This window comes from Litoreibacter ponti (assembly GCF_003054285.1).
Classification (GTDB): domain Bacteria; phylum Pseudomonadota; class Alphaproteobacteria; order Rhodobacterales; family Rhodobacteraceae; genus Litoreibacter; species Litoreibacter ponti.
This window is the reverse complement of sequence record NZ_QBKS01000001.1, coordinates 274089-298196: the sequence shown is the minus strand read 5'-3', so window position 1 is coordinate 298196 and position 24108 is coordinate 274089. Positions and strand designations below refer to the sequence as shown.

Sequence of the window (24108 nt, the reverse complement as noted above, 5' to 3'; positions counted from 1 at the left end):
GGGGCCGGTCTACCCTGCTCGGATCGGCTCCTACTCCGCCCCTTCGCTGAGGATGATCAGCGGGTGGGCGGCATCTTCCCTCAGACACGCTGCCAATCCGGCCGCACCGGAAGGCGTCGTCGCGTGGCCAGCGCCCGTCAGAATGCAAGCGGCGTGCTCCGCCTCGGCCTCCGACACGGTGACAAAACTGTCCGCCTGATCGCGCAAAATCTCATAGGCCAGCATTGAGGCCTGTTTGCAGTCGAGCCGCCCCAGCGCCGATACCGGACCCTCGACCGTGACAAGCTGGCCCGCCGCGACACTGGCCTTGAGGCAAGGCGCGGCTTCCGGCTCGACGATGGCGATGCGGGGCTGCACGTCCCACCCGGCCCTGATCCGCTCTGTCACGGCGGCGGCCATCCCGCCGACACCGGCGTGCAGATAGACCGCGTCCGGCCACGTGCCCACGGCGCGCAATTGCGAAGCCAGCTCTTCGGCAATGACCGTATAGCCCTCCATCACCAGCCGCGGTGGCTCGGTGTAGCCCGGCCAGGATCCATCGGCGAGGTGGCAGGCGCCGGTCTCGCGGGCGTCTTTGATGGCGGCCCGCACCGACGCCTCGTAATCCGCGCCAGAGCGCACCACCTCCGCACCAAGCGCGCGCAGGCGCGCGGCGAAGGGCTCTGGCACCGTGGCGCTGAGATATATGCGGGCCCGCGCCCCGAAGGCTTGCGCGCCCGCCGCGACGGACAGGCCATGATTGCCCGCACTCGCGGTCACAAAGGTCAGATCAGCTGTTCCCGCCCGCTCGATCAGGCGGAGCGCCGCGTAGGCCCCGCCCAGCGCCTTGAACGAGCCGAGGCCCATCCGGGCGCTTTCGTCCTTCACCCGGACGCCTCGCTTAGAAATCACAAGATCCAGAAGCGGCGTCACCTGATGGCGCGGGCAGCGCGCGAGCAGGGAGGCGACCTGCGATGGATCGAACAGGGCCACGCGCGCCGTCAGTCGGCCACGACGACCTTGCAATCGGTTGCCCCCGCTGCCCCGCAGGTCTTGATCGCCCCTGCCGCATCGCCCGCGGCGATCCCGAAGGCGCCTGTGCTTTCCGAGATGGCCATGGCTTTGGGCGACTTGAGCTTGCGGTACTCGTCACGCAGCACCTCGTTGGCGGGCGCCGACAGGCTGAGCGCCACCCCGTCCTTTGCGCCACGCGGGGCGACTTCCAGCACCACGACGCACGGCGCCGACGCCCGCTTGCGGTTCGCCTCGCAATGATCAAGCGCCGCCGCGCGCGCTGCCTCGATCGAGTGGTGCTGCCCGGCGGCATTCAGCCATTCGACGAACAGGCCTTCCGAGGGCGTCAGCGCCAGCGCGCCGTAATAGGGGATGTTGGCCTCCAGCGATTTGACGATCGCCTGCTGCTTGTCATCCAGAAAAGAGGTGTCGATCAGGGTCGCCACGGTGCGGCTGCCTTTGGGCACAGCCTTGCGCGCGTCCTTGAAGCTGAGCGACTCACCCAAGGCGGGCAACGCCATCGCGGTGAGGGCCAAAGCAGCCATGCCGCAGCGCAGAGTTGAAAACATGCAATATACCCCTCGATGTGGCGCGATTGTTGCGTCCGATTACGCCGAAAACTAGCGCCAGTCGCAAGGGGGGAAAGGACATTGTTTCGCGCACCTCGCGTCAACGTGCTTGGCGCTGGACAGCCCGCCCCCGGCTGATACGGTAAATGCGAATTTAACGACGGCATGGGGGCTGATCGACATGGGGCTGGAGCAGGCACTCGCACAGGTGGACGCAGATATCGACGCGGCGGTGGAGCGCCTATTGGAGCTGTTGCGCATCCCCTCGATCTCGACCGACCCGGCCTACAAGGACGACTGTGACCGCGCCGCCGACTGGCTGGTCGACGATCTGACGTCGCTGGGCTTCCAGGCCTCGAAACGCACCACCCCTGGCCACCCGATGGTGATGGGCCACGCCAAGGGCGACGGCCCCCACGTGATGTTCTACGGCCATTACGACGTGCAGCCGGTGGACCCGCTGTCGCTATGGGACACCCCGCCGTTCGAGCCCGCTTTGGAAGACACACCGAAAGGCCGCGTGATCCGGGGCCGCGGGGCCTCGGATGACAAGGGCCAGCTGATGACCTTTGTCGAGGCCTGCCGCGCGTGGAAGGCAGTCCATGGCGCGCTGCCGGTCAAAGTCTCCGTCTTCTTCGAGGGCGAAGAGGAAAGCGGCTCGCCCTCGCTGGTGCCCTTCATGAAGCAGAACCGCGAGGAGCTGCGGGCCGATGTGGCGCTGATCTGCGACACGGGGCTGTTCGGCGAGGAGACCCCCGCCATCGTCACCCGCCTGCGCGGTCTTCTGGGCGAGGAGGTCACGATCACTGGCCCGAACAAGGACCTGCATTCGGGCATGTATGGCGGCATCGCGCGCAACCCGATCCGGGTGCTTGCAGGCATCATCGCCTCGCTCCATGACGCGTCCGGCCGCATCACCGTGCCGGGCTTCTACGATGGCGTGGCAGAGCTGCCCACGGATATCGCGGGCCAGTGGGGTGATCTGGGCTTCTCGGAGGCGGAGTTCCTGGGCGAGGTCGGCCTTGGCGTGCCCGCAGGCGAAGACGGCCGCACCGGACTCGAGATGATCTGGTCGCGCCCCACCTGCGAGGTCAACGGCATCACCGGCGGCTACCAGGGCGACGGGTTCAAGACGGTGCTGCCCTCGGTGGCGTCGGCCAAGATCAGTTTCCGGCTGGTCCCCGGCCAGGACCCCCACAAGCTGCGCGAGAGCTTCCGCGCCTATGTGCAAAGCCAGCTGCCGGGCGATTGCACGGTGTCGTTCCAGGAGCATGGCGCCTCGCCGGCCGCCGAGATGTCCACCGACCACCCCGCCTTCGAGAAGGCGCGCGCCGCGCTGTCCGACGAGTGGCCGCGGGAGGCCGCTTTCGTCGGCTGCGGCGGCTCGATCCCGATCGCGGGCTATTTCAAGGACATCCTTGGCATGGATGCGATGCTGATCGGCTTTGGCAAGGATGACGACCAGATCCACTCGCCCAACGAGAAGTACGATTTGTCAAGCTTCCACAAGGGCATCCGCTCCTGGGTCCGCGTGCTGGACGCTCTGTCACGGTAGCCTGCCTCGCTGAGAACTCGCCCAAATCACCCCCCGGGAGCACCGTATCATGACCACAGGTGACGTCGCGACTTAAGACGTGCCGAAGCAGTTTTCTCAATTCGATGTCCGGAATGCGGACAAACCTGCCGTTCAATACCTGAATCTAGAGGTCCTCTTTGATGTTTGAGGGCGAAGGGACTGAAGAATTACGCGCTCAAACCATCAGCCAAAGCATCACAACTGCCATTCCGACCATCATTAGATTTTCGGTGAGGCTAACGAACCCAAGCGGCACGTTTGAATTTCCGCCAACACAGGCGCATTTGAGCTCACGTTTGTCGATGTAGACGGCCTTAAAGACGCTGACGGCTCCAATGCCAGCAACGAAAAGTGCCGCAGGAGCTGACACCCAAGTTAGGATCATGCCGGTCATTAAGATGCCCGCGCCTGTTTCTACGAATGGATAGATATATGCGTAGGGGACCCATCTCCGCGCAAGAAGATCGTAGTTGAGGAACATCGTGGAGAAGCCCTCGATATCGCGTAGTTTCTGCATGCCGAGAAGGATCATCGAGACCGAGATGAACCAGCCGAGTGTTTGCCAAGTGATTGCGCCAAGGAACCCAATGGAGAGCGCGATTGCAGTCAGAGCTGCCACGGCGAAGAGATGAAGCACTGGCCGGTAGGTGGTTGCCTTCGGGTCCCAGCCGGTCAGCTTTTCGCGCAGGTCCGTATAGCCGCCAACGCGTTCGCCTTCGATCCATGCTTGGGGAGTCGTCTTGACGTCGTGCTCGGCCTTAAAAGCGTCAACTTCGGCGCGAGCTCGAAAGAGCCTGTCATCGACATCATATCCCTGACGTTCAAGAAGCCAGCGCGCCTTTTGACCGGATGGGCAGAGATGATCTGGCAGGGCCATCCGGTATAGCACAGCCGTTTTGCCCACCGCCATTTCGACCGGGTTTGTATCAATGTCGGCGACGTCGCGCGTGTCTTTGGGCATTGGCTTCTCCGTCAATTTCCTTGCGTGAGCATTTCTTAATTCTATATACCCCCATGGGGTATATATTCAAGAGTGTGAGCTTTGGTTCCGCACTCACTCGACTTTTTGTGTGCCAGCATGCGAAAAGAGACTATGCACGAAAATCGCGAAGCCACTTTAAAACGCCTCAAACGCCTGGAGGGTCAGGTCCGAGGGATTGCCCGGATGGTCGAAGAGGACCGCTATTGCGTTGATGTTTTGACGCAAATCGCGGCAGTACGTGCAGCGCTGAAAGGCGTCGAAAAGCTCGTGATTGACGATCATGCATCCCATTGCATCGAGGATGCACTTGCATCAGGTGATCGGGAGAACCAACGAGCAAAGTTCACCGAATTGCTTGAATTGCTCGACAAGGCGCGGGGCTAAGCGGTCAAAGATTGACGGGTGGCGTCGATACACTGGTGATGGTTGCAGTTGCCAGCAGGATTAGAACAACGGCCAGAATTTCCATTGAAATAGAACGCCTCAGGGCATGGGCTGCACCGGGTTTCTCGGCGCGTAAATCGGGGACCAGCCTCACCTTATTCCAAGCCGCAAAGCCCAGGAGGACCGTAACAATCGCGACTTTGACCAGAAGTGCTAAGCCGTAGGCCGTTCCAAATAACGCAGTGGCAGAGCCTGAAAGCAGCCAAGCGAGCGATGTGCCTGCGAGGATTAGAGCCGCTACTCCGCCAGCGGCGAGATTACCAAAATAATGCAACAGATCAGCACCGGCTGGAGCAAGTGCTGCCCGCCGCAAGGGTATGAGAGCGCCAACCCAGAAAGCAGCGGCTAGAAGATGCAGTACCAGCAAGACGGCCAACGCCGCTCTTGGTTCTCCAAGAGCGTGGCCCACCTGAGCAAAGGATATTGCTACAGCAACGGTCCCCGCCATGGCGATCCATTGTCCGAAACGGGGGATCAAAAGTGCTAGTATCGCGACTTCTCCTATCCCACGCCAAATCGCGGCGTTGCCAAGTGGACTTTCCCATGCGAAGCCAAGCATCATTGGGTCGGTCGCGCCCTCAAAACCCATGCCGGAAATCCGTGCCGCGCGGATGCCGAACCGGACGGCCAGCACGGCGAGACCGACAAGCGCAGCACCGATAGCGAGCTTCCGTGCCAGATGAAGGACAGACACCTCAGCACGCTTTGCGAAGATGAAGGAAAACAGCACGCCGCCGATAGCGATGAGCGCCGCGCTATAGCCAATCGCCTTGGCTAAGATGGCCAAAACGACAAGACCGTCGATCGGTGCGAGTCCGGTCACTCAGTGACCGTGAAGAAGAAGCTGCCCTGCATCGGATGGCCGTCCGACGCCATACCGCGCCAGTCGAAGCGATAGCTTCCAGGCTCAAGCTCTTCCAATGGTAAAGCCCGGAACTCTGTAGCGGGGTCCATACCTGTCTCGCGTTCGATTTCGACATCTCCATCTGGAGAGGTGAGCGAGACCGAAATGATGCGCATCGGATCATCGAACCGCATTGAAAGCTCCGGCACTTCTGTGACTGCCGCGCCGTCGGCGGGTGTTGTGGCCTCAGACTTCGAATGGGCAAAGGCAAGAGCGGGAGCAACTACAACGGCCAAGCCGAGAAGAGTTTGTTTGAACATCTGAATTTTCCTCTATTCGGACTGTGCATTCAGTTCGTCGTGATACTGACGAAGGTCATCTGGCCAAGTCGACTTGATGAAGGAGAGCACCGCAATAATTTCTTCATCGCTGAGCACACCCTCATAGACAGGCATGCCGGATGGTGGCGCGTTCTCCATCAGACCGGCAAGCCCATATTTGGTCAGGGTAAAAAGCGTTTCATCATCATGGTGCCACGTATGGCCTGTTGCGTCATGTGGCGGTGCTGGCAGCAGTCCATCTTCTCCACGTATCCGCCAGTTTGGCCGCCCTTCTAGGCGCGCACCATGGCAAGCGGCACATTGGTCTGCGTAGATGCCTTGGCCCACGGCGATCACTTCGGCGTCGTCAGGCGTCAAAATACCAACCGTTTGGGAAGGTTGCGCCAGAACAAATGCGGCGGCGAAACCGGTGAGCGTGAGCCCACCGGTTAGTAAAACGGCTTTCCGACTTACCATCAGGTGTCGAACGGCTGTGCCGTGCCAGCGCGGTAGTATACCGTGCCGGTGCCAGCCTCTCCACCAAATGCAATGACATCGTAGCGGGCAGACGGGTCGTCGCCCATGCCGGGAGAGCCCATCGGCATGCCCGGAACAGCAAGCCCAGTGATGTCTGGGCGATCCTGCAAAACGGCTTCCAATGCTTCGAACGGCACATGGCCTTCGAAGACATATCCATCCGCTTCAATGGTGTGACAGGAGGCGAGCTCAAGCGGAATGCCACGCTCTGACTTCTGCGCATTGGGGTCGGTCAGTTCCTCGACGGTGACGGCGTAGCCGCGTGCGCGAGCTAGGTCAGCCCAGGCGTGACAGCATCCGCAGCCTGGTGAGGCGAGAACGCGCATAGGTGTGCCAGCACGAGCAGGCAGGGCAGCCATGACAAGAGCTGTTGCAGATAGGGTGGTGAAGTGACGACGTGTGATCATGTCTGTCGGTCCTTTGATTTGAAAGTTGAATAGACTGCGGGCCAGCGCCCGTTGCCGCTCAGACTTTCGGAGGACCGGTTGGGACAGCGAGCGTCAGATTTGCAAAGTCGAAATCAGCGTACAGAACACTAACAACCGATCTGCTCGCGGGAATGACCTGTAAAATAGCAGAAGTGGCCGCGAGATCGCCAAAACAGGGCATTGACCCCATGCCGCTGGTGGCGTCGCAGCAGTCCGCGAGTGCCTTCTCAGCATCAGCCAAAGGATCGCTTTCGGTCATGTCCACGTGGTGGTTTACGTGGTCCGATCCGTGGCTCAAGCCATGCATGACAGACGCGGTGGAAGCACCAGCGAAGGCAACGACAAGAAGGATCGACAGCACCAAGCGAAACATGCCCAATACCTACTGGGGGTATAGGACTTTGACAAGTCACGAGGATGTGTCGCCGTAATCGAGCCTAATTGCATCCGTTATGGCTACGCCACATCTCCGGGTCATGCCCCTCAGGAACAGAGGCACAGGGATCATCTGAATAACCGCGCAAGACCGAGTACTGGCTGACTTGGGCATTTGTCAGCAAAGGCAAAGTCAAAAGATGTGCATTCAGATGGACGAGGCGGAGAGCTGCCCGCGCTTTACCTGCTTCGGCCACCAGCCGTTTGAGCGCTTCCGCATTAGGTGCACCTTGTTGAAAAGCTTCGTCCAGCGCTCGTTCTGCCGCGACGAACCGCTCCCCGGCAGTTATGGCGTCTGCTTGCATCTGCGCCCGGATCGCCTCGATATCCTCGCGCTGCTGATCAGTCAGACCGACTTCAACGGCAAGCTCAAGAAGGTGAGTGGGCCCTGGAACACCATTGAGCTCGGCGGCGCGTGCGAGTCCCCATCCGCCGCCATGCGCGATTTCTTCTAGGTCTTGTTCCGAAAGAGACTTGATCAAGCGAGTTTCTTCACCTGCATAGGCGGAAGGCGTCGAACCATGACTTCCATCGTGGGTTTGAGACAACGCATTATTAGGGAAAGCCATCAAAAGAAGTGCAAAGTGTTTGATACCCATAATTGAAGTCCTTGATCGATCCAGCTTTTGCACGAAGGCATTGCATGACGTGGGCGAAAATGAACATGATAGAAACCATGTCAGATCATTGGCTTCAGTATTTTGATGGCGCACCCAAACGAACGTTGGACGCGGGCGAAACGCTGTTTAGGCGAGGCGACCAAGTTGAATGGGCGTTTCTGGTCAGTGATGGGCGACTCTTCTTACAGCGGGCGCTGCAAGATGGTGGGCTTTTGACACTACATACAGCAAATACAGGAGGTCTGGTGGCCGAAGCGTCCCTTTTTGCGGATCGATATCACTGCGATGCTGTGACGGATATCACGACAACAGTCTCTATGATCCCCAAAGCCAAGTTGATCGCGCATTTGGAGAATGTCGCCTCGTCAGACCGTCTTTCGATCAAGGCTTTCGCGCGCACAGCAAGAGAGGTACAGAGTTTGCGCACTCGCATTGAGATTATGCGCAGACGAAAGGTGGCAGATCGTCTGGATGCTTATCTCGAACTCTTTGGCCGCCCGAAAGAAGGTGAGTGGGTGCGCGTCGCTGATTGGATCGGCGTGAGCCCACCCGCACTCTATCGTGAGCTTGCGCAGCGTCGAGGGAACAAGCCGAGCTAAGCTGGATCCTAAACCGGACATTCGTCGCGACGCGGCATCTTGGTAGGTATGGGCTCAGAACGGGCGTTTGCCGCTTACTGAGATCATCATTCACGAGGTCGGACGTCGTCTCTCCAGGACTTCTCAGCCGCCGCGAGAGAAAAGTGCATCCCTTAGGACAATCTTTACCGATCAGCCGCTAGCTTGGCGAAAAGACGCCCCAGCTGCCCGAGGTCGCCATGCACGCCCTGATCCTGTCCGATGATCCAAATATCCACCATCACCTGACCGATGTGCTGGCGAAGCAAGGCTTCACGGTGATCAATTCTGAAAGCGTGATGATGGCGCAGGCCCATGCGCGGGCGTGGATTTTCGATCTGATCGTCATGACCGAACGGGTCGGCGGGCGGTTGACCCATGCGGTGGCTCTGTCCGCGGAAAAACGCGCGCCCTTCGTCAAGACCGTGATCTTGACCGACCGAACGGATGCTGATGTGGACGAACTTTACGATCTGCTACCAAGCCTGGCTGGCATGGCCTCGCCGACGCTCAGTGCGCAGCTCATCTCGCAGATCGCCCTGGCTTCGGTCACCGGCAGCGCGCGGGCGGCCAAGAAGATCGACTTCGACGACGCACCGCTGTTTGCATCTCGCCGCCTTGCAGAGCCGGAGCCCGCGGCGCTCGCCAGCTAAAGCGGCAAAGCGGTGGTGGATTTGATCTCTTCCATCGACAGCAAGGCGGTCACGTTGAAGATACGCACTTCCGAAATCAACGCCTGATAGAACGCGTCATAGGCGCGGGCGTTGTGGACGCGAACTTTCAGGATGTAATCAATGTCGCCCGCCAGCCGGTGCGCCTCCATCACCTCGGGGCGGGCCTGCAGCGTGCGCAGGAACCGGTCTTGCCAATCGGCCTCATGCTCGGACGTGCGGATGAGCACGAAGAAGCAGGCCTCCAGCCCCAGCTTTTCCGGATCGAGCACCGAGGTGTCGTATTTGATGACCCCCGCGGCGCGCAACTTCTTGATTCTGTTCCACACCGGCGTCTTTGAACTGCCTGTTTTCTTGGCAATTTCATCAAGACTCTGTGAGGCGTCCTCTTGCAGCGCCGCGAGAATTTTCCGGTCTGTGTCGTCCAGCCGCACGTTCATTCCAACAGGTCCTTATTTTCGAAACAGGGGTTCCTGATTTCCAATTTTGGCGAACAATATTCCTTATCTGCGTGCAGGGATAGGCTTTCTTAGGAATATTTTCTAATTTTAGAGCCAAGACAACGAAGGACAGGCTCCGATGAAGCATTTCCCGATCTTTATGGCCCTGGAAGGTCGCCGCGTGGTCGTCTCTGGCGGCGGCGAAGCGGCGCTTGCCAAGCTGCGGCTGCTATTGAAGACCGAGGCCAACCTGACGGTGGTCGCCGCCAATGCAGCGCCCGAGATCAAGAAATGGGCGGCAGAGGCGCGCCTGACCCTGATCCCCCGCGCCATGGAGCCGGGCGACGCGATGTGCGCGCGGCTGTTCTATGCGGCCAATGAGGACGACGCGGAAGACGCGCGGGTGGCCGAGCTGGCCCATCGCGACGGCGCGCTGGTCAACATCGTCGACAATCTGGGCGACAGCCAGTTCATCACCCCCGCCATGGTCGACCGAGACCCGGTGGTCGTGGCCATCGGCACAGAAGGCGCCGCCCCGGTGCTGGCCCGCGCGATCAAAAAAGACATCGAAGAGAAGCTGTCCCCGCGCCTTGGCCTGATGGCCCGCATTGGCAAAGCCTTCCGCGCCAAGGCCGAGGCCCTGCCCTTCGGCGTCAAGCGACGCGACTTCTGGGCGGAGTACTATAACACCGACGTCGCGTCCGAGACGGACGCGCAGGACACCTTGGAGGCGCTGCTCGACAAGCATTTGAACGCGGACATCAAGGAAGGCCGCGTTGATCTGGTGGGCGCAGGCCCCGGTGACCCGGAATTGCTGACCCTGAAGGCGCGCAAGGCGCTCGATGAAGCGGATGTGGTGATCTACGACCGTCTGGTCGCCCCGGAAATTCTTGAGCTTGCCCGCCGGGAAGCAATCATGCTGTCAGCTGGCAAGGAAGGGTTTGGGCCTTCCGTGACCCAGGACGCGATCAATGAAATGATCGTCAGCCATGCGCGCGGCGGTGCCCATGTGGTGCGCCTGAAATCGGGTGATCCCACCGTGTTCGGCCGCCTCGATGAAGAGATCGAGGCTTGCGAGGCCTCGGGCATCGCGTGGACGATCGTGCCGGGCATCACGTCCGCCTCCGCCGCTGTCGCGGCCCTTGGCCAGAGCTTTACCAAGCGCGGGCGCAACTCCGGCGTTCGGTTCATCACCGGCCACGACACCAAGGGCTTTGTCGATCACGACTGGAAGACACTGGCCCAACCGGGCAAGGTCGCCGCGATCTACATGGGCAAGAAATCCGCCCGCTTCATCCAAGGCCGCCTGCTGATGCATGGCGCGGATGCCGCGACGCCGGTCACGGTGATCGAGAACGCCTCACGCCCCGATCAGCGCATCCTGTCGACCACAATCGGCGAGTTGGAGCCGACGCTGACAAACGCAAACCTCGCCGGTCCCGCACTGGTGTTCCTGGGTCTCGCCCCCCGGGCGGCGATGGACGCCGCAGATCAGATCAACATGGAGGCTGCGATATGAGCAAGCCGTTTACCCCCAAAGTCGTCACCGCCAACGCGTTGCTTGAAGGCGACGTGGTCTACCTGACCGCAGACGATCAGTGGTCACGCCGGATCGAGGAGGCAGAGGTGATCGACGAGGCCGCCCATGGCGATCTGCGCCTGCTGCATGCCAGCGCGCAGGCCGATGTGGTGGTGGGCGTCTACCTCGCCGAGGTCGCCATCGAGAACGGCCAGCCCGTCCCAACCCATTTCCGCGAAACATTCCGCACCAAAGGCCCGAGCAACTATGCGCACGGCAAGCAGGAGCACCTTTAGATGTATCAATACAATGACTTCGACCGCGACTTTCTGGCCGTGCGCAACGCGCAGTTTCGTGCCCAGGTCGAGCGCCGTATCGACGGCTCCCTGACCGAGGACGAGTTCAAGCCACTGCGCCTGATGAACGGGCTCTACCTGCAACTGCACGCCTATATGCTTCGCGTGGCCATCCCCTATGGCACGCTGAACAGCGCGCAGATGGACCAGTTGGCGATGATCGCGGACAAGTGGGACAAGGGCTACGGCCACTTCACCACGCGCCAGAACATCCAGTATAACTGGCCGAAACTGCGCGACGTGCCGGATATGCTCGACGCGTTGGGCGAGGTTGGCATGCATGCGATCCAGACCTCTGGCAACACGATCCGCAACGTGACTTCGGACCATTTCGCAGGCGCCGCCGCGGATGAGATCGAAGACCCCCGCCCGACAGCTGAATTGCTTCGTCAATGGTCCACCGACCACCCGGAATTTCAGTTCCTGCCGCGCAAGTTCAAGATAGCGGTGACCGGCTCGCCCAATGACCGCGCCGTGACCAAGGCCCATGATATCGGCCTGCGCATGGTCGAGCGGGACGGCGAAAAGGGCTACGAAGTGATCGTCGGTGGCGGTCTGGGCCGCACGCCCATGATCGGCAAAGTGTTGCGGGAGTTCCTGCCCAAGGCCGACCTGCTGCCCTATGCCGAGGCCATCGTCAGCGTCTACAACCTGCTGGGCCGCCGCGACAACAAATACAAGGCCCGCATCAAGATCACCGTGCATGAGAACGGGATCGAGACGATCCGCGATCTGGTGGAAGAGCGGTTCGCCCAGCTGCGTCCGCTGTTCTCCGGCGTCGATCAGGAGATGCTGGCCGGGATCGAGGCGCAGTTCGCCGCCCCCGACTTCAAGACCGGCTCGGTTGCCCCATTTAAGGCCGCCTATCACGAGGACTCGGTATTCCGGTCCTGGGTCGACACCAACATCACCAAGCACCGCAATGATGATTACGCCATCGTGTCGATCAGCATCAAAAAGCAAGGCGACACGCCGGGCGATGCGACCTCTGACCAGATGCGGGTGATGGCGCAGATTGCACGTGAGTTCGCCCATGACGAGCTGCGCATCAGTCACGAGCAGAACGTGATCCTGCCACATGTGCACCGCGCCGACCTGCCCGCGATACATGCGCGGCTAAAAGAGGTTGGTTTGGCTACGGCCAATATCGGCCTGATCTCCGACATCATCGCCTGCCCCGGCATGGATTACTGCGCGCTGGCGACGGCCCGCTCGATCCCCGTGGCACAGCAGATCGCGACCCGCTTTGACGAATTGAAGCTGGAGCATGATATCGGCGATCTTAAGATCAAAATCTCGGGCTGCATCAATGCCTGCGGCCACCACCATGTGGCCCATATCGGCATCCTCGGCCTCGACCGGGCTGGCGTGGAGAACTACCAGATCACGCTCGGCGGCGACCATACTGAGACCGCCGCCGTGGGCGAGCGGGCCGGACCGGGCTTTGCCTATGACGAGATTGTGCCCGCCATCGAGCGTCTGATCGCGGCCTATCTCGACCTACGCGTGGATGCGGACGAGCGCTTCATCGACGCCTATCGCCGCCTTGGCCTCGCGCCGTTCAAGGCTGCGCTCTATCCGGAGGCAAAAGCCAATGCCGCTTAAGGAACTGGCCGAGCGCCGCAACATCCTGCACCGCAAAAGCGATGCGCAAACCATTGTGAGCCACGCGCTGGACGACATCCAGATCGGGCGCGTCGCACTGGTGTCGAGCTTTGGCGCGGAAAGTGTCGTGCTGCTGCACATGGTCGCGCAGGCCAACCCGGACACGCCGGTGCTGTTTCTAAACACCGAGATGTTGTTCCCAGAGACGCTGACCTATCAGCGCGAGGTGGCCAAACATCTGGGCCTGAGCGATATCCGCGTCATCCGCCCGTCCCGCGCGCGGCTGATGGAGCGCGACGTGGACAGCATCCTGCACACGATCGACCCCGATGCCTGCTGCGCGCTGCGCAAGACCGAGCCGCTGGCCGAAGCACTGGCCGAGTTCGACGGCTGGATCACCGGGCGCAAACGCGCCCATGGCGGGGTCCGCGCGGCGCTGCCGCTTTATGAAAAGCAGGATCGCAAGATCAAGGTGAACCCGCTGGCCGACTGGGACACCGCCCGGATCGCGGCCTATATGGACACGCACAATCTGCCCCGCCACCCGCTGGTCGCGCGCGGCTTCACCTCGCTGGGCTGCACACCTTGCACTACCAAGGTCGCGGAAGGTGAAGACCCCCGCGCAGGGCGTTGGCGTGGAATGGAAAAAACCGAATGCGGGATTCACATCGTGGATGGCAAAATCATCAGACAGGAGAGCGCGGCATGAGCGTTATCGTTACCGATCAAGGCTTCGCGCCGGACACGTGGGATCGGGGGTTTACGGCCCTGGCCGACCTGCCCGCCAATGACACGCCCTGCTGTATCGACATCCCGTCCGATGCCGATCCGTCGGGCCTTGCCAATCGGGTCTCCGAGATCGACATGATCCGGGTGGATTTCCCGTCGTCGGCCGATGGGCGCGGCTTCACCATCGCGCGCCGGTTGCGTCTGATGGGCTTCACCGGGCGGCTGCGCGCGCGCGGCCATGTGCTTGCCGATCAATACGCCATGGCGCGGCGGTCGGGTTTTGACGAGGTCGAGATCGACGAGACCCTCGCCGCCCGCCAACCCGAGGACCATTGGCAGGCCCGCGCCGACTGGCGCGCGCACCATTACCAAGCCAGATTGCGCGGCTGAGCGCCGCACTTCCCAGACCCCATTTTCCAAGCTAGAAAGAGGGCGCGGTGTAAACCGCGCTAGACACGTGATGAATGAAGTGACCGCCATGAATGCCCCCGTCAAACCCGTCCCGACGCTGCCCGACGCGCAAACCGTCACCGAGGTAAAGCATTGGACAGACAGGCTTTTCTCGTTCCGGGTGACTCGGCCCGCCTCTTTGCGCTTCCGCTCGGGCGAGTTCGTGATGATCGGCCTGATGGGTGATCCGCACCCCGAGACCGGCAAGCAGAAGCCGCTGCTGCGCGCCTACTCCATCGCGTCGCCCAGCTGGGATGAAGAGCTGGAGTTCTACTCGATCAAGGTGCAGGACGGCCCGCTGACCTCGAAACTGCAGCACATCCAGCCCGGCGACGAGATCATCCTGCGGCCCAAGCCCGTGGGCACGTTGGTCCATGACGCGCTGCTGCCCGGCAAGCGGCTGTGGTTTTTCGCCACCGGCACGGGCTTTGCCCCCTTCGCATCCCTGCTGCGCGACCCGCAGACTTTTGAGGATTACGAACAGATCATCATGACCCACACCTGCCGCGACGTGGCGGAGCTGGAATATGGCAAGCAGCTGATCGAGGACATCCGCAGCGACGAGATGCTGGGCGAGCTTCTGGGCGAGGAGAACCTTGCCAAGCTGGTCTACTACCCCACCACGACCCGCGAGCAATCGCCCAAGATGGGCCGTATCACGACGCTGTTGCAGGACGGCACAGTGTTCAAGGACCTTGGCATTGACCGCATCTCGCCAGAGACGGACCGGGCGATGGTTTGTGGCTCCATCGGGCTGAATACCGACCTGAAAGAAATCCTTGAAGGCTTCGGCCTGGAAGAAGGCGCCAATAGCGATCCGAAACATTACGTGGTCGAGAAGGCCTTCGTCGGCTAGGTACACTTACCAAATAACAGGCCATCAAGGTTATCCCGCCCGCGCGAAGCTAAGGCAAATCTGGCTTCGTTTTGGCAAAAGTACTCATAGCCACGAGGCATAAAAAAGCGCCGCGCCGGACATACCGGGCGCGGCGCTTATCATTTTAGATCAGTCGTTTACTGGGACAGCGCGCCCTTGATGTTGTCCAGCACCGATTGCAGCACATCCGGGTTGTCCCGCGCCTGCTCCAGCGCGGTTTTCAAGGTCGTCTGCGCCAGCGGATTAGAGACATTTTCGTCGATCAGCGTGACCACCGTGTCGAAATCGAACCCCGCTACGGTCAGCGCCTCGCTGTCGGCGGCAGTGGCCTCGGCCTCGGTTTGCGTATCGCCCGTCAAAGCATCGGCAGCGGACTCGATCGCCTCGCCAGTGTCGCCAGTCACGACCGCGGCGGCATCGCCGGTCGCCTCGCCCACGGCGGCGGCCGTGTCGGATATCGCGTCGCCAGTGGCTTCAGCGGCATTCTCTGCACCTTCGACCACATCGGCGGCCACGTCGCTGGCTCCCTCGGCGGCCTCGGATGCCGTGTCGGTGACGGCCTCCACGGCGGTCGCAGCGCCTTCGGTGACGGCATCGGCTGCCTCGGATGCGGTCTCAGAAGTGCTTTCGACGGCGCTCTCGACCGCAGTCTCTGTTTCTTCGGCGGCGGCGGCGGCTTCCTCTTCCGCTGCGGCGACGGCTGCTTCAGCTTCGGCGGCAAGGCGAGCGGCCTCTTCTTCGGCGGCCTGAGCGGCGGCGGCCGCTTCTTCCTCGGCGGCCTGGGCGGCAGCCTCAGCTTCTTCGGCGAGGCGTGCGGCCTCCTCTTCGGCGGCTTGTGCGGCGGCGGCGGCTTCCTCTTCCGCCTCAGCGGCCAGACGTGCGGCTTCCTCTTCGGCGGCCTGCGCCGCGGCGGCGGCCTCTTCTTCCGCCTCGGCGGCGGCTTCCGCGGCGGCCTCTGACGCCTCCTCGGTGACGTTTTCGATGGCCTCCGGCGCCGTGACGGTGCCTTCGCTGGAGGCCGCGGCGGGCTCCTCTTCGCTGGAGAACCAGCCCATCGCGGCAGCAGGCGTGCTCAGCGCCAAGCCCAGAGCGGCGGCCATGGCAATGGGGGAAATCGTGTTGAATCGCATAAGTGTTTTTCCTTTGTTGCGGACGGCTTTGATGGCCCAACACCGAGAGGGGGGCTCATGGTTCCGCCTTGCGGCCCACTTACGGCGTCCATGATACGGGTACAACGCGTCATTGGGGGGAAAATCCGCTCGCATCCCCCGGATCGGCGGAAAACCGACTTGAAGCAGCGGCGTTGGGTCTCTACCTTGGCAACTCAAGATAGTTTTCTGCAATTGAAGAAGGACCTCAGGCCATAGCCCGTAGACCACATAACGCACCCCCGGTGCGTGAAACCGGCCCCCGCGTCAACGATCGCATCCGCGCCGACGAAATCCGCCTCATTGGCGCCGAAGGAGAGAATGTCGGCGTCGTCTCACCCGCCCGCGCCATGGAGATGGCAGATGAAGCCGGGCTGGACCTGGTGGAAATCTCCCCCAACGCCAACCCGCCCGTCTGCAAGATCATGGACTTCGGCAAGTTCAAATACGAGCAGCAGAAGAAAGAGGCTGAGGCGCGCAAGAAACAAAAGACCATCGAGATCAAAGAGGTCAAGTTTCGCCCCAACACCGACACCAATGACTACGACGTCAAGATGCGCAACGTCTTCAAGTTTCTGGAGAATGGCGACAAGGTGAAGGTCACCCTGCGCTTCCGGGGCCGCGAGATGGCGCACCTGAATCTAGGCCGCGAGTTGCTGGAACGGGTTGCCGCGGACACCGAAGGCCACGGCAAGGTCGAGAACTTCCCGAAGATGGAAGGCCGCCAGATGGTCATGCTGATCGGCCCGCTGAAGACCTGATCGCCTGACGGTTGATCCTGATGCAAAGCCCCGCTGGCCTGACGGCCGCGGGGCTTTTCTTCATTCTGGCGCTGCGGGCGGCCTGAGCCCCCTTTAGGGCGACGCGGGCTTTCTTGGCTGCGGGCGCGTCGGGATTTCCTTCAACAGCCCGCCGACCCCCATACCCATGATGTCCCGAGCGGTGACATCGACCCCGCACATCACCCTCTCCAACACCCAATCAGCGCCATTGAGCGCCGGGACCCGCGCGCAGCCCGGCAGGCCGATCACCGGGACCCCGGCGAGCGTGCCGATGAACAACAGGTTGCCCGGGTCCACCGGCATGCCGAAATGTGCGACCGTGCCGCCCGCGCGACGGACGGCCTCGGGCGCCGTGTCATGAGGATCGGACGTGGCCGAAGCCGTCAGGATCAAGATCACATCCGCCTGCGCCGCGCGCAGGGCGTCCGCCAGCGCATCGGTGTCATGGCGCACATGGGGGGCGACGGCGAGCGTGCCGCCCAATGCCTTGACCCGCGCGGCGATGGCGCGGGCGCCCTTGTCGCTCATTGGCGCGTCGATCATCGTCTCGATCAACAGTGCCTTGGTGCGTTTTGGGGCAAGACATCGGACCGCATCCCGGGCGGCACTGCACGCGGCATCGAGCGCCGTTTCGGGCACGGCGTAGGAGATAATCTTTACAGTCGCGACCATGCCGCCGTCTTCCATGCGCTGGTATTGCGGGACGGTCGCGACAGTGATCATCGGGTCGACCGCGTTCACCCTATTGATCGCGTCCGCGTCAAGACGGGCGAGCCCCGGGCCTTCGGCGAAGATGTTACAACGGCCCGTGCTGGCGGGGCCAAGGCGCAGACCCTGCCCCGCGACCAGCGCGTCCGCGAGGCGCGTCGCGGCGGCGTCTTCATGCACATCACCGGGCTCCAACCGCGCGACAGTCACTTCGGACACGTCCGCCGCGCGCAAAGCCGCGATATGCGACGCCTCCAACGTGAGCCCTTTGCGTAAGCGTTTCGTGCCCGCCTGCACCGAATGGGCCAGGATCGCGCCTTCGGCGTCCGCCAGCAGCACCGGGCCGAAGCGCATCAGCCGTGCCTCAGGGTCTGGATGATGTCGGCCATGATCGACACGGCGATTTCCGCGGGGGATTTGGCCCCGATATCAAGACCGACGGGGCCGTGGATGCGGGCAATCTGGTCTTCGGTGAACCCCGCCTCCTGCAGCCGCGCGACGCGCTTGCCGTGAGTCCGGGTCGAGCCGAGACAGCCGAGGTAGAAGCAATCGGAGGCCAGCGCCGTGCGGATCGCCGGATCGTCGATCTTGGGGTCATGGGTCAGGGTCACCACCGCCGAACGCGCGTCTAGGCCGAAGGCCTGCAGCGCCTCGTCGGGCCAGTCATGGATCAGGGTCTCTCCCGGGAAGCGCGCGGGGCTGGCAAAGGCCTCCCGTGGGTCGATCAGCACGGGCGCGAAGCCCGCTTGGCGGGCCATGGTGATCAGCGGCTGCGCGATATGCACGCCGCCCACGATGGCCATGCGCAGGGCCGGGTTGTGGATGCCCACGAAGAGCGCGTCGTCGAAGCCGGATTTGTCGCTGCGGAAGCGGTGGGGATGGGCGTCGGGGCCTGCCAGCGCGCGGGTCCAGTTGGTGGTGTTCACCGTATAGGCGATCGGGGTCGAGGCCGCGCGGGCGGCGACCAGATCGGCGAGCATGTCTTCAGGCAACGCACGCCCCACCGGCTCGACCAGCACCCGGATCGTGCCGCCACAGGCGAGGCCCACGGCAAAGGCCTCGTCATCGCTGACGCCGTATTCCAGCAGGCGCGGCTGGCCATCGTCCAAGGCATCCATCGCCTCGACCACGACCGCGCCTTCGACGCAGCCGCCCGAGACCGAGCCCATGATGTCGCCCTGCCCCGAGATCGCGAGTTGCGAGCCGACCGGGCGCGGGGCGGAGCCCCAGGTCTCGACCACGGTGGCGAGCGCAGCACCTGTGCCGTCGCGGTGCCAGCCCAAAGCGATGGCGGGGATGTCGTTGAGGTCAGCCGTCACGGGGGATCCTTGTCAAAAAGCAGTTATTGCGCGCGGAGCGCACATCAACATAGGCGATCTCGGTCGTCTCGAACAGCGTGCGCGCATAGGTTTCGACCTCGTCCGCCGGGGTAATTTGCCCCGTGCCGTAGCGGATGCGGTGATCGGCGGTGTAGCCCTTGACCAGATAGTCCGGTGAGGCGGTCAGGATCGGTGGCACGCCGTCGCCCGCGAAAGGCGTGCAGTCCTTGGCACAGAAGAAAATCGGGCCGGTCTCGGCATAGGGTTGCGGCGCAGGGAAGGGCCGCGCGGCGAGGATCAGCATCTCTTCGCCCGCTGGCACGGTGTCGAGGCAGCAGCGGCAGGGCTTTCCCTGCCCGTCCGAGATCGCGCGTTCCGGCAGTTGGCCATTGGCGTCGGTTCCGCCTGCGCGAATGTGCTGGATGAAGTCGAGATTGTAGGGTGTGAATCGCATATCGGGGTCTCCTTTTTCTAAGAGCCCCACTGTGGCGCACCGTCATGGCCACCCGCGACCCGCTCCTTGCGCTTTGCTCACAGCTGCGCCATCAGACGCGCCTTTTCGCCCGCGTCATCGGGGCGGGAGATCGCTTCTGCCAGTCCCTCCAGCGCCGCGATATTGTGGCCCGCGCGGAAGCTGTCCACATGGGGAAGCATGGCCTGAATTCCGCGGGCCTTGGGAGCGAATTCGTCCCACCGCAACAAAGGGTTCAGCCAGATCACCTTGCGCGCGGTCAGCTGCAGGCGGCGCATCTCATGCTCCAGCGCGTCCGGGTCGTCGCGGTCCAGCCCGTCGGTGATGAGCAGCACAACCGCGCCGCCGCCCATGACCCGGCGCGACCAGTCGCGGTTGAACTCATGCAGGCAGCGCCCGATGCGCGTGCCACCCTCCCAATCCTGCGCCTGCGCCCCGGCGGCAGCCAGTGCGGCGTCGACGTCACGGGTGCGCAAATGACGCGTGATGTTGGTGAGCCGCGTGCCGAAGGTGAACGCATGCACCTTGGCCCATCCCGCGCCCTTCTCGTTGCTGACGGCGTGCAGGAAATGCAGCACAGCGCGGGAATATTGCGACATGGAGCCGGAGATATCGCAGAGCGCCACGAGATTGGGCCAACGCTGCGTCTGGGTCTTCAGCGCCACCTGCTGGATATCGCCCCCCTGCCGCATCGAACGACGCAGGGTCTGGCGCCAATCCACCTGCGCGCCGCGGGGGCTGGCCGCCGTGCGCCGGGACAAAAGCGGTTTCACCGGCAGGGACAGCTTGGCCAGCATCCGCTTGGCGCGGGCCATCTCGTCATTGCTCATCTGCTCGAAATCAAGCGAGCGCAGGCGTTCCTCGGCGGACATGGTGCGGGACGCGTCGATCTCGATCTCGGTCCCGCCGTCTTCGTTCTCTTGCGTCTCGATCTCGCGGTTCACCCCGTCGAGCAGAGCCTCTGCTGCGCGCTTTTCGGCGGCGCGGGCTTTGCGATCTTCCTGCACGCCGCGAATGGCGGGCGTCAGGGCCGCGATCATATGTTCGAGATAGCGCGGGTCGCGCCAGAACAGGCGGAAGATCTGCTGGAAGGTTGCGCGATGTTCGGGCCGCGAGACGAAACAGGCCTGCAGCACATGGTAGAAATCCTGCCGCTCGGTGAAGCCCGCGGCCTCCACCGCGCGGATCGCATCAAGCACCCGCCCCGGCCCCACCGGCAGCCCGGCGGCGCGCAACGCGCGGGCGAACCACGTGATGTTGTCGGCGAGCTTGCCGTCTTCGGGGACATCGAGGGGCAGGTATTCGGGCACTTACTCTCCCCGTGCTGCGGTCATTTGCAGCTCGTAGCTGGTGCGCTCGGTTTCCCAGTAGCTCTTCAGGCGCACGAAATATTGCGTGGCGCCATCGACATAGAATTCGTGCGGCTTCGCGCCAGTCGACAGGCTCGATGAGGTTTTCCGCACCTCGTCCTGGTCAAATATCTCGTAGCTCACGCTGCCGCCATCCACATGGCGCACCCGGATCGTGACCTTCTCAGGCGGGTCTGGCGGCAGTTCCAGAATGAACCAATCGGCTTCCTTGGCGCGCGAGCTGCCCGCGACCGTCTGCCCGAACGCCACGATATTGGCGGCTTGGGCGCGGTCGTTTGGTTCCTGCTCTTCGACCTCTGGGTAGCTTGGCAGTCGCAGCGCCGGGGGCTTGGACGGGTCCGCGACGCCCGCCTGAGCGCTATTGTCGTCGCCTCCGCCGGATTTTTCCGGCGCAAACAGGGGAGTCGCAAGAAACGCCGCGCCCACGATAAAGACCAGCAATCCCGCCGAAGAGCTTTCGAACTTCATCCCGAACAGCTCGATCTTGGCGGCGTCGCCCGCCTTGGGGCGCACCATCAGATAGAGCCCGACCGCAGCAAACACCGCGCCCGCCACCATCAAGATGATCAGTTTCGTGCCGTCCAGGGCTTCGAAATTCATCTGCCCCTCCCCCTGAAATACCCAATCAACGTAGCGCAAACGGGGATTTCGCGCCAGTTTGCCACGTCAGGCCAGCTCCGCGCGGACCTCGTCGAGGATGCGTTTGGCCTCGGAGCCTTGTATTTTCTGGATGTCGTCCTGGTATTTCAGGATCGCGCCCATCGTGTCGGCGATCACCTCGGGGCTCATGGTCATGACGTCGAGCGCGAGCAGGCATTTGGCCCAATCGATGGTCTCCGCCACGCCGGGCTTCTTGAACAGATCCTCGGTGCGCAGCTTTTGTACGAACCCCACGATCTCGCGCGACAGGGCCTCTTTCGCCTCCGGCGCGCGGGCGGCGAGGATGGCCAGCTCGCGGTCGATATCGGGGTAGTCGACCCAGTGATAGAGGCAGCGCCGCTTCAGCGCATCATGCACTTCCCGCGTGCGGTTCGAGGTCAGGATCACGATGGGCGGCTCGGCGGCCTTGATCGTGCCAAGTTCGGGGATCGTGACCTGAAAGTCGGACAGGGCTTCGAGCAGGAACGCCTCGAACGGCGCATCGGTGCGATCGAGCTCGTCGATCAGCAGCACGGGCGGACCGCCGTCCTGCGGCTGCATCGCCTCTAAGAGCGGGCGGGCGGTCAGGAACTCGTCGGAGAACAGCTCGTCCTGCAGCGCCTTGCGGTCGGCGCCGCCGGCGGCCTCCGCTGTACGGATCGCGACCATCTGGGCGGGGAAGTTCCACTCGTAGACCGCGGAGGCCGCGTCGAGCCCCTCATAGCATTGCAGTCGGATCAGGCGGCGGCCAAGGCCCGCGGCCAGTGCCTTGGCAATTTCCGTTTTGCCGGTGCCCGCCTCGCCTTCCAGAAAGACCGGCCTGCCCAGCGTCAGCGACAGGTAGACGACGGTGGCAAGCGCGCGCCCGCAGACATAGTCCTGATCTTCAAGCAGGGCGATGGTGTCGTCGATGGATTTGGGCAGCTCGGTCATGTGGTCTCCTCCGGTGCGACATAGCTGCACCTGCGCGCGCGGGCGTCAAGCATTGCCGCCCCCCTTTTGCGACTATAGTCTTGGCATTGACCCGCAGATAGGAGCCAGCCCGATGAACGTGACCACGCCGATCCCCACCAAGGACGCCCCCGACATGGCCCGGTTCGACTGGGAAGACCCGCTGCGGCTGGAAGATCAGCTGAGCGAGGACGAGCGCATGTTGCGCGACGGCGCGCGCAGCTTCGCCGAAAGCGTGCTGGCCCCCAAGGTCATCGCCGCCTACCGCGACGAGGTGGCCGAGCCGGGCCTGTTCAAGCAGATGGGCGAGGCCGGGCTCTTGGGCCTGACCATACCAGAGCAATATGGCGGGCTGGGCGCGGGCTATGTGACTTATGGGCTGGTCGCGCGGGAGATCGAGCGGGTGGATTCGGGCTACCGCTCGATGATGTCGGTGCAATCCTCGCTGGTGATGTACCCGATCTACGCCTACGGCTCTGAAGAGCAGCGCACGAAATACCTGCCCGGTCTGGCCGCGGGCGATCTGATTGGCTGTTTCGGGCTGACGGAGCCTGACGCAGGCTCTGACCCCGCGGGCATGAAGACCGTCGCGAAGAAGACCGACGCGGGCTACGTGCTGAACGGCGCGAAGATGTGGATTTCCAACGCGCCTTTTGCGGATGTTTTCGTGGTCTGGGCCAAATCCGAGGCCCATGGCGGCAAGATCCGCGGCTTCGTGCTGGAGAAAGGCATGGACGGGCTGAGCGCGCCGAAGATCGGCGGGAAGCTCTCCCTACGTGCTTCGACCACCGGCGAGATCGTGATGAAGGACGTGGCGGTGGGCGAAGATGCCCTGCTGCCGGGCGTCGAAGGGCTGAAAGGCCCGTTCGGCTGCCTCAACCGCGCGCGCTACGGGATTTCCTGGGGCGTGATGGGAGCCGCCGAGTTCTGCATGGAGGCCGCGCGTCAATACGGGCTGGACCGCAAGCAATTCGGCAAGCCCTTGGCGCAGACGCAGCTCTATCAGAAGAAACTGGCGGATATGCTGACAGAGATTTCGCTGGGCCTGCAGGCCTCCCTGCGGGTAGGCCGTCTTATGGAAGAGGGCCGCGCCGCGCCTGAGATGATCTCCATCGTGAAGCGCAACAATTGCGGCAAGGCGCTGGATATGGCGCGCGTGTCACGGGATATGCATGGCGGCAACGGCATCCAGGAAGACTACCAAATCATGCGCCACATGATGAACCTCGAGACGGTGAACACCTATGAGGGCACCCATGACGTGCATGCGCTGATCCTCGGGCGGGCCGTCACGGGACTGCAGGCGTTTTTCTAAGGCTCAAGGATTTAACGGCCGGGGGGTTCCAACGCGCCCGGCCGTCGCGCTTTTGATCTGCTACTTGATCGCGCAGGCTTCAGCGGGGCTGTCCCCACTATCGGTCTTGTGCATGCATTCCAGCACCTCCATGCGGCTGGCGGGCGTGCTGTCGAAAAAGGCGCGGCGCTCCGCAGCGCTCATGCTTTCCAAAGCCATCGCGACCTGAGTCGCTTTCATGTCGCCCAGCGAATGCTCACGCACAAGAATCTCTGCCGCGGACTCGTTACTCATCGCAAACAACTCTTCCGCCGAGGTTTCGGCGTAGATCGGGGCTGAAAACGCCAGTGTTGTGAGGGCGGCTGTCAGAATGATCTTCATTACCTTCTCCATTGCTTCGAGGTTTGGTGACA

The 24108-nt window shown here is 62.7% G+C and carries 30 protein-coding genes; 12 read left to right on the top strand and 18 right to left on the bottom strand.

The features are described from left to right. Window positions 1–30: 30 nt before the first annotated feature. Both C8N43_RS01585 and C8N43_RS01580 read right to left on the bottom strand, forming a co-directional pair. Window positions 31–972, bottom strand: a complete 942-nt coding sequence (locus tag C8N43_RS01585; protein ID WP_245912877.1) for a pyridoxal-phosphate dependent enzyme — start codon at window positions 970–972, stop codon at window positions 31–33. Window positions 973–980: 8 nt separating this feature from the next. Further along, window positions 981–1562 (bottom strand): 5-aminolevulic acid synthase, encoded by a 582-nt coding sequence (locus C8N43_RS01580; RefSeq protein ID WP_107843945.1) that lies wholly within the window; start codon window positions 1560–1562, stop codon window positions 981–983. 181 nt (window positions 1563–1743) lie between these two features. Between C8N43_RS01580 and C8N43_RS01575 the strand changes: the two genes are divergently transcribed. Next, on the top strand, window positions 1744–3117 hold the full coding sequence (locus C8N43_RS01575; RefSeq protein WP_107846190.1) for a M20/M25/M40 family metallo-hydrolase: 1374 nt from the start codon (window positions 1744–1746) through the stop codon (window positions 3115–3117). 196 nt (window positions 3118–3313) lie between these two features. On the opposite strand, the gene C8N43_RS01570 is transcribed toward C8N43_RS01575, so the two are convergent. Beyond that, on the bottom strand, window positions 3314–4099 hold the full coding sequence (locus tag C8N43_RS01570) for a MauE/DoxX family redox-associated membrane protein (RefSeq protein ID WP_107843944.1): 786 nt from the start codon (window positions 4097–4099) through the stop codon (window positions 3314–3316). A gap of 117 nt (window positions 4100–4216) precedes the next feature. Between C8N43_RS01570 and C8N43_RS01565 the strand changes: the two genes are divergently transcribed. Continuing rightward, window positions 4217–4504, top strand: coding sequence for a metal-sensitive transcriptional regulator (locus tag C8N43_RS01565; protein WP_245912875.1), 288 nt, complete (start codon window positions 4217–4219; stop codon window positions 4502–4504). Between the two features lie 4 nt (window positions 4505–4508). Here the strand turns inward: C8N43_RS01565 and C8N43_RS01560 are convergent, their stop codons facing one another. The 6 genes from C8N43_RS01560 to C8N43_RS19410 form a co-directional block, all read right to left on the bottom strand. After that, complete coding sequence (locus tag C8N43_RS01560) at window positions 4509–5387, bottom strand: copper resistance D family protein (RefSeq protein WP_107843942.1); 879 nt, start codon at window positions 5385–5387, stop codon at window positions 4509–4511. Then, on the bottom strand, window positions 5384–5728 hold the full coding sequence (locus C8N43_RS01555) for a copper resistance CopC family protein (protein ID WP_107843941.1): 345 nt from the start codon (window positions 5726–5728) through the stop codon (window positions 5384–5386). Before C8N43_RS01555 ends, C8N43_RS01560 begins: the two co-directional genes overlap by 4 nt. A 12-nt stretch (window positions 5729–5740) precedes the next feature. Beyond that, window positions 5741–6205 (bottom strand): c-type cytochrome, encoded by a 465-nt coding sequence (locus C8N43_RS01550; protein WP_107843940.1) that lies wholly within the window; start codon window positions 6203–6205, stop codon window positions 5741–5743. Beyond that, entirely contained in the window at window positions 6205–6591 is a 387-nt protein-coding gene (locus tag C8N43_RS01545) for a DUF411 domain-containing protein (RefSeq protein ID WP_245912874.1), read from the bottom strand. The genes C8N43_RS01550 and C8N43_RS01545 overlap by 1 nt, the downstream gene beginning before the upstream one ends. Window positions 6592–6730: 139 nt before the next feature. Then, entirely contained in the window at window positions 6731–7066 is a 336-nt protein-coding gene (locus C8N43_RS01540; protein WP_107843939.1) for a hypothetical protein, read from the bottom strand. Window positions 7067–7130: 64 nt separating this feature from the next. Further along, window positions 7131–7727, bottom strand: coding sequence for a Spy/CpxP family protein refolding chaperone (locus C8N43_RS19410; protein WP_146174141.1), 597 nt, complete (start codon window positions 7725–7727; stop codon window positions 7131–7133). An 11-nt stretch (window positions 7728–7738) separates the two neighbouring features. On the opposite strand from C8N43_RS19410, the gene C8N43_RS01530 reads away from it, so the two are divergent. Both C8N43_RS01530 and C8N43_RS01525 read left to right on the top strand, forming a co-directional pair. Next, a complete protein-coding gene (locus C8N43_RS01530; RefSeq protein WP_158269887.1) occupies window positions 7739–8347 on the top strand; it encodes a Crp/Fnr family transcriptional regulator in 609 nt (202 codons plus the stop codon). Between the two features lie 218 nt (window positions 8348–8565). Continuing rightward, complete coding sequence (locus C8N43_RS01525; protein WP_107843936.1) at window positions 8566–9018, top strand: response regulator; 453 nt, start codon at window positions 8566–8568, stop codon at window positions 9016–9018. Here C8N43_RS01525 and C8N43_RS01520 read toward each other — a convergent pair. Next, window positions 9015–9476 (bottom strand): Lrp/AsnC family transcriptional regulator, encoded by a 462-nt coding sequence (locus tag C8N43_RS01520; protein ID WP_107843935.1) that lies wholly within the window; start codon window positions 9474–9476, stop codon window positions 9015–9017. The two genes, C8N43_RS01525 and C8N43_RS01520, sit on opposite strands and share 4 nt — an antisense overlap. A gap of 139 nt (window positions 9477–9615) precedes the next feature. On the opposite strand from C8N43_RS01520, the gene cysG reads away from it, so the two are divergent. The 6 genes from cysG (at window position 9616) to C8N43_RS01490 (ending at window position 14991) form a co-directional block, all read left to right on the top strand. Then, entirely contained in the window at window positions 9616–10995 is a 1380-nt protein-coding gene (gene cysG, locus C8N43_RS01515; protein ID WP_107843934.1) for a siroheme synthase CysG, read from the top strand. After that, window positions 10992–11291: a DUF2849 domain-containing protein gene (locus tag C8N43_RS01510; protein ID WP_107843933.1), complete on the top strand. Its 300-nt coding sequence runs from the start codon at window positions 10992–10994 to the stop codon at window positions 11289–11291. The genes cysG and C8N43_RS01510 overlap by 4 nt, the downstream gene beginning before the upstream one ends. After that, window positions 11292–12956 carry a nitrite/sulfite reductase gene (locus C8N43_RS01505; RefSeq protein ID WP_107843932.1) on the top strand — a complete coding sequence of 555 codons (1665 nt, stop codon included), beginning with the start codon at window positions 11292–11294 and terminating at the stop codon, window positions 12954–12956. It abuts the gene before it with no gap. Continuing rightward, window positions 12946–13665 carry a phosphoadenylyl-sulfate reductase gene (locus C8N43_RS01500; protein ID WP_107843931.1) on the top strand — a complete coding sequence of 240 codons (720 nt, stop codon included), beginning with the start codon at window positions 12946–12948 and terminating at the stop codon, window positions 13663–13665. The genes C8N43_RS01505 and C8N43_RS01500 overlap by 11 nt, the downstream gene beginning before the upstream one ends. After that, window positions 13662–14075, top strand: a complete 414-nt coding sequence (locus C8N43_RS01495; protein ID WP_107843930.1) for a DUF934 domain-containing protein — start codon at window positions 13662–13664, stop codon at window positions 14073–14075. Before C8N43_RS01500 ends, C8N43_RS01495 begins: the two co-directional genes overlap by 4 nt. A gap of 70 nt (window positions 14076–14145) precedes the next feature. Beyond that, window positions 14146–14991, top strand: a complete 846-nt coding sequence (locus tag C8N43_RS01490; RefSeq protein WP_107843929.1) for a ferredoxin--NADP reductase — start codon at window positions 14146–14148, stop codon at window positions 14989–14991. A gap of 158 nt (window positions 14992–15149) precedes the next feature. Here the strand turns inward: C8N43_RS01490 and C8N43_RS01485 are convergent, their stop codons facing one another. Continuing rightward, complete coding sequence (locus C8N43_RS01485) at window positions 15150–16142, bottom strand: hypothetical protein (RefSeq protein ID WP_107843928.1); 993 nt, start codon at window positions 16140–16142, stop codon at window positions 15150–15152. A 263-nt stretch (window positions 16143–16405) separates the two neighbouring features. On the opposite strand from C8N43_RS01485, the gene infC reads away from it, so the two are divergent. Continuing rightward, a complete protein-coding gene (gene infC / locus C8N43_RS01480; RefSeq protein ID WP_245912873.1) occupies window positions 16406–16921 on the top strand; it encodes a translation initiation factor IF-3 in 516 nt (171 codons plus the stop codon). Window positions 16922–17014: 93 nt separating this feature from the next. On the opposite strand, the gene C8N43_RS01475 is transcribed toward infC, so the two are convergent. From C8N43_RS01475 to C8N43_RS01450, 6 genes are all read right to left on the bottom strand, one after another. Beyond that, window positions 17015–18004, bottom strand: coding sequence for a molybdopterin-binding protein (locus C8N43_RS01475; RefSeq protein ID WP_107843926.1), 990 nt, complete (start codon window positions 18002–18004; stop codon window positions 17015–17017). Beyond that, window positions 18004–18969, bottom strand: a complete 966-nt coding sequence (locus tag C8N43_RS01470) for an XdhC family protein (RefSeq protein ID WP_107843925.1) — start codon at window positions 18967–18969, stop codon at window positions 18004–18006. Before C8N43_RS01470 ends, C8N43_RS01475 begins: the two co-directional genes overlap by 1 nt. Continuing rightward, window positions 18959–19423, bottom strand: coding sequence for a DUF1203 domain-containing protein (locus C8N43_RS01465; RefSeq protein ID WP_107843924.1), 465 nt, complete (start codon window positions 19421–19423; stop codon window positions 18959–18961). The genes C8N43_RS01470 and C8N43_RS01465 overlap by 11 nt, the downstream gene beginning before the upstream one ends. Window positions 19424–19500: 77 nt before the next feature. Then, window positions 19501–20751, bottom strand: coding sequence for a vWA domain-containing protein (locus C8N43_RS01460; protein ID WP_107843923.1), 1251 nt, complete (start codon window positions 20749–20751; stop codon window positions 19501–19503). Next, window positions 20752–21411 carry a hypothetical protein gene (locus tag C8N43_RS01455; protein ID WP_107843922.1) on the bottom strand — a complete coding sequence of 220 codons (660 nt, stop codon included), beginning with the start codon at window positions 21409–21411 and terminating at the stop codon, window positions 20752–20754. A 66-nt stretch (window positions 21412–21477) separates the two neighbouring features. Further along, the gene (locus C8N43_RS01450) at window positions 21478–22383 is read right to left on the bottom strand and encodes an AAA family ATPase (protein WP_107843921.1); all 906 of its coding nucleotides are present in this window, start codon (window positions 22381–22383) and stop codon (window positions 21478–21480) included. Between the two features lie 112 nt (window positions 22384–22495). On the opposite strand from C8N43_RS01450, the gene C8N43_RS01445 reads away from it, so the two are divergent. Next, window positions 22496–23716 (top strand): acyl-CoA dehydrogenase, encoded by a 1221-nt coding sequence (locus C8N43_RS01445; protein ID WP_107843920.1) that lies wholly within the window; start codon window positions 22496–22498, stop codon window positions 23714–23716. 60 nt (window positions 23717–23776) lie between these two features. Here the strand turns inward: C8N43_RS01445 and C8N43_RS01440 are convergent, their stop codons facing one another. After that, complete coding sequence (locus C8N43_RS01440; protein WP_107843919.1) at window positions 23777–24076, bottom strand: hypothetical protein; 300 nt, start codon at window positions 24074–24076, stop codon at window positions 23777–23779. Between the last annotated feature and the right edge of the window lie 32 nt (window positions 24077–24108).

What these genes read in the sequence shown, in the direction of transcription:
- C8N43_RS01580 (WP_107843945.1), bottom strand. Translation starts at nt 1,562, where the DNA reads ATGTTTTCAACTCTGCGCTGCGGCATGGCTGCTTTGGCCCTCACCGCG.
- C8N43_RS01575 (WP_107846190.1), top strand. Translation starts at nt 1,744, where the DNA reads ATGGGGCTGGAGCAGGCACTCGCACAGGTGGACGCAGATATCGACGCG.
- C8N43_RS01570 (WP_107843944.1), bottom strand. Translation starts at nt 4,099, where the DNA reads ATGCCCAAAGACACGCGCGACGTCGCCGACATTGATACAAACCCGGTC.
- C8N43_RS01565 (WP_245912875.1), top strand. Translation starts at nt 4,217, where the DNA reads ATGCGAAAAGAGACTATGCACGAAAATCGCGAAGCCACTTTAAAACGC.
- C8N43_RS01555 (WP_107843941.1), bottom strand. Translation starts at nt 5,728, where the DNA reads ATGTTCAAACAAACTCTTCTCGGCTTGGCCGTTGTAGTTGCTCCCGCT.
- C8N43_RS01550 (WP_107843940.1), bottom strand. Translation starts at nt 6,205, where the DNA reads ATGGTAAGTCGGAAAGCCGTTTTACTAACCGGTGGGCTCACGCTCACC.
- C8N43_RS01545 (WP_245912874.1), bottom strand. Translation starts at nt 6,591, where the DNA reads ATGCGCGTTCTCGCCTCACCAGGCTGCGGATGCTGTCACGCCTGGGCT.
- C8N43_RS01540 (WP_107843939.1), bottom strand. Translation starts at nt 7,066, where the DNA reads ATGTTTCGCTTGGTGCTGTCGATCCTTCTTGTCGTTGCCTTCGCTGGT.
- C8N43_RS19410 (WP_146174141.1), bottom strand. Translation starts at nt 7,727, where the DNA reads ATGGGTATCAAACACTTTGCACTTCTTTTGATGGCTTTCCCTAATAAT.
- C8N43_RS01525 (WP_107843936.1), top strand. Translation starts at nt 8,566, where the DNA reads ATGCACGCCCTGATCCTGTCCGATGATCCAAATATCCACCATCACCTG.
- C8N43_RS01520 (WP_107843935.1), bottom strand. Translation starts at nt 9,476, where the DNA reads ATGAACGTGCGGCTGGACGACACAGACCGGAAAATTCTCGCGGCGCTG.
- cysG (WP_107843934.1), top strand. Translation starts at nt 9,616, where the DNA reads ATGAAGCATTTCCCGATCTTTATGGCCCTGGAAGGTCGCCGCGTGGTC.
- C8N43_RS01510 (WP_107843933.1), top strand. Translation starts at nt 10,992, where the DNA reads ATGAGCAAGCCGTTTACCCCCAAAGTCGTCACCGCCAACGCGTTGCTT.
- C8N43_RS01505 (WP_107843932.1), top strand. Translation starts at nt 11,292, where the DNA reads ATGTATCAATACAATGACTTCGACCGCGACTTTCTGGCCGTGCGCAAC.
- C8N43_RS01500 (WP_107843931.1), top strand. Translation starts at nt 12,946, where the DNA reads ATGCCGCTTAAGGAACTGGCCGAGCGCCGCAACATCCTGCACCGCAAA.
- C8N43_RS01495 (WP_107843930.1), top strand. Translation starts at nt 13,662, where the DNA reads ATGAGCGTTATCGTTACCGATCAAGGCTTCGCGCCGGACACGTGGGAT.
- C8N43_RS01490 (WP_107843929.1), top strand. Translation starts at nt 14,146, where the DNA reads ATGAATGAAGTGACCGCCATGAATGCCCCCGTCAAACCCGTCCCGACG.
- C8N43_RS01485 (WP_107843928.1), bottom strand. Translation starts at nt 16,142, where the DNA reads ATGCGATTCAACACGATTTCCCCCATTGCCATGGCCGCCGCTCTGGGC.
- C8N43_RS01475 (WP_107843926.1), bottom strand. Translation starts at nt 18,004, where the DNA reads ATGCGCTTCGGCCCGGTGCTGCTGGCGGACGCCGAAGGCGCGATCCTG.
- C8N43_RS01465 (WP_107843924.1), bottom strand. Translation starts at nt 19,423, where the DNA reads ATGCGATTCACACCCTACAATCTCGACTTCATCCAGCACATTCGCGCA.
- C8N43_RS01455 (WP_107843922.1), bottom strand. Translation starts at nt 21,411, where the DNA reads ATGAATTTCGAAGCCCTGGACGGCACGAAACTGATCATCTTGATGGTG.
- C8N43_RS01450 (WP_107843921.1), bottom strand. Translation starts at nt 22,383, where the DNA reads ATGACCGAGCTGCCCAAATCCATCGACGACACCATCGCCCTGCTTGAA.
- C8N43_RS01445 (WP_107843920.1), top strand. Translation starts at nt 22,496, where the DNA reads ATGAACGTGACCACGCCGATCCCCACCAAGGACGCCCCCGACATGGCC.
- C8N43_RS01440 (WP_107843919.1), bottom strand. Translation starts at nt 24,076, where the DNA reads ATGAAGATCATTCTGACAGCCGCCCTCACAACACTGGCGTTTTCAGCC.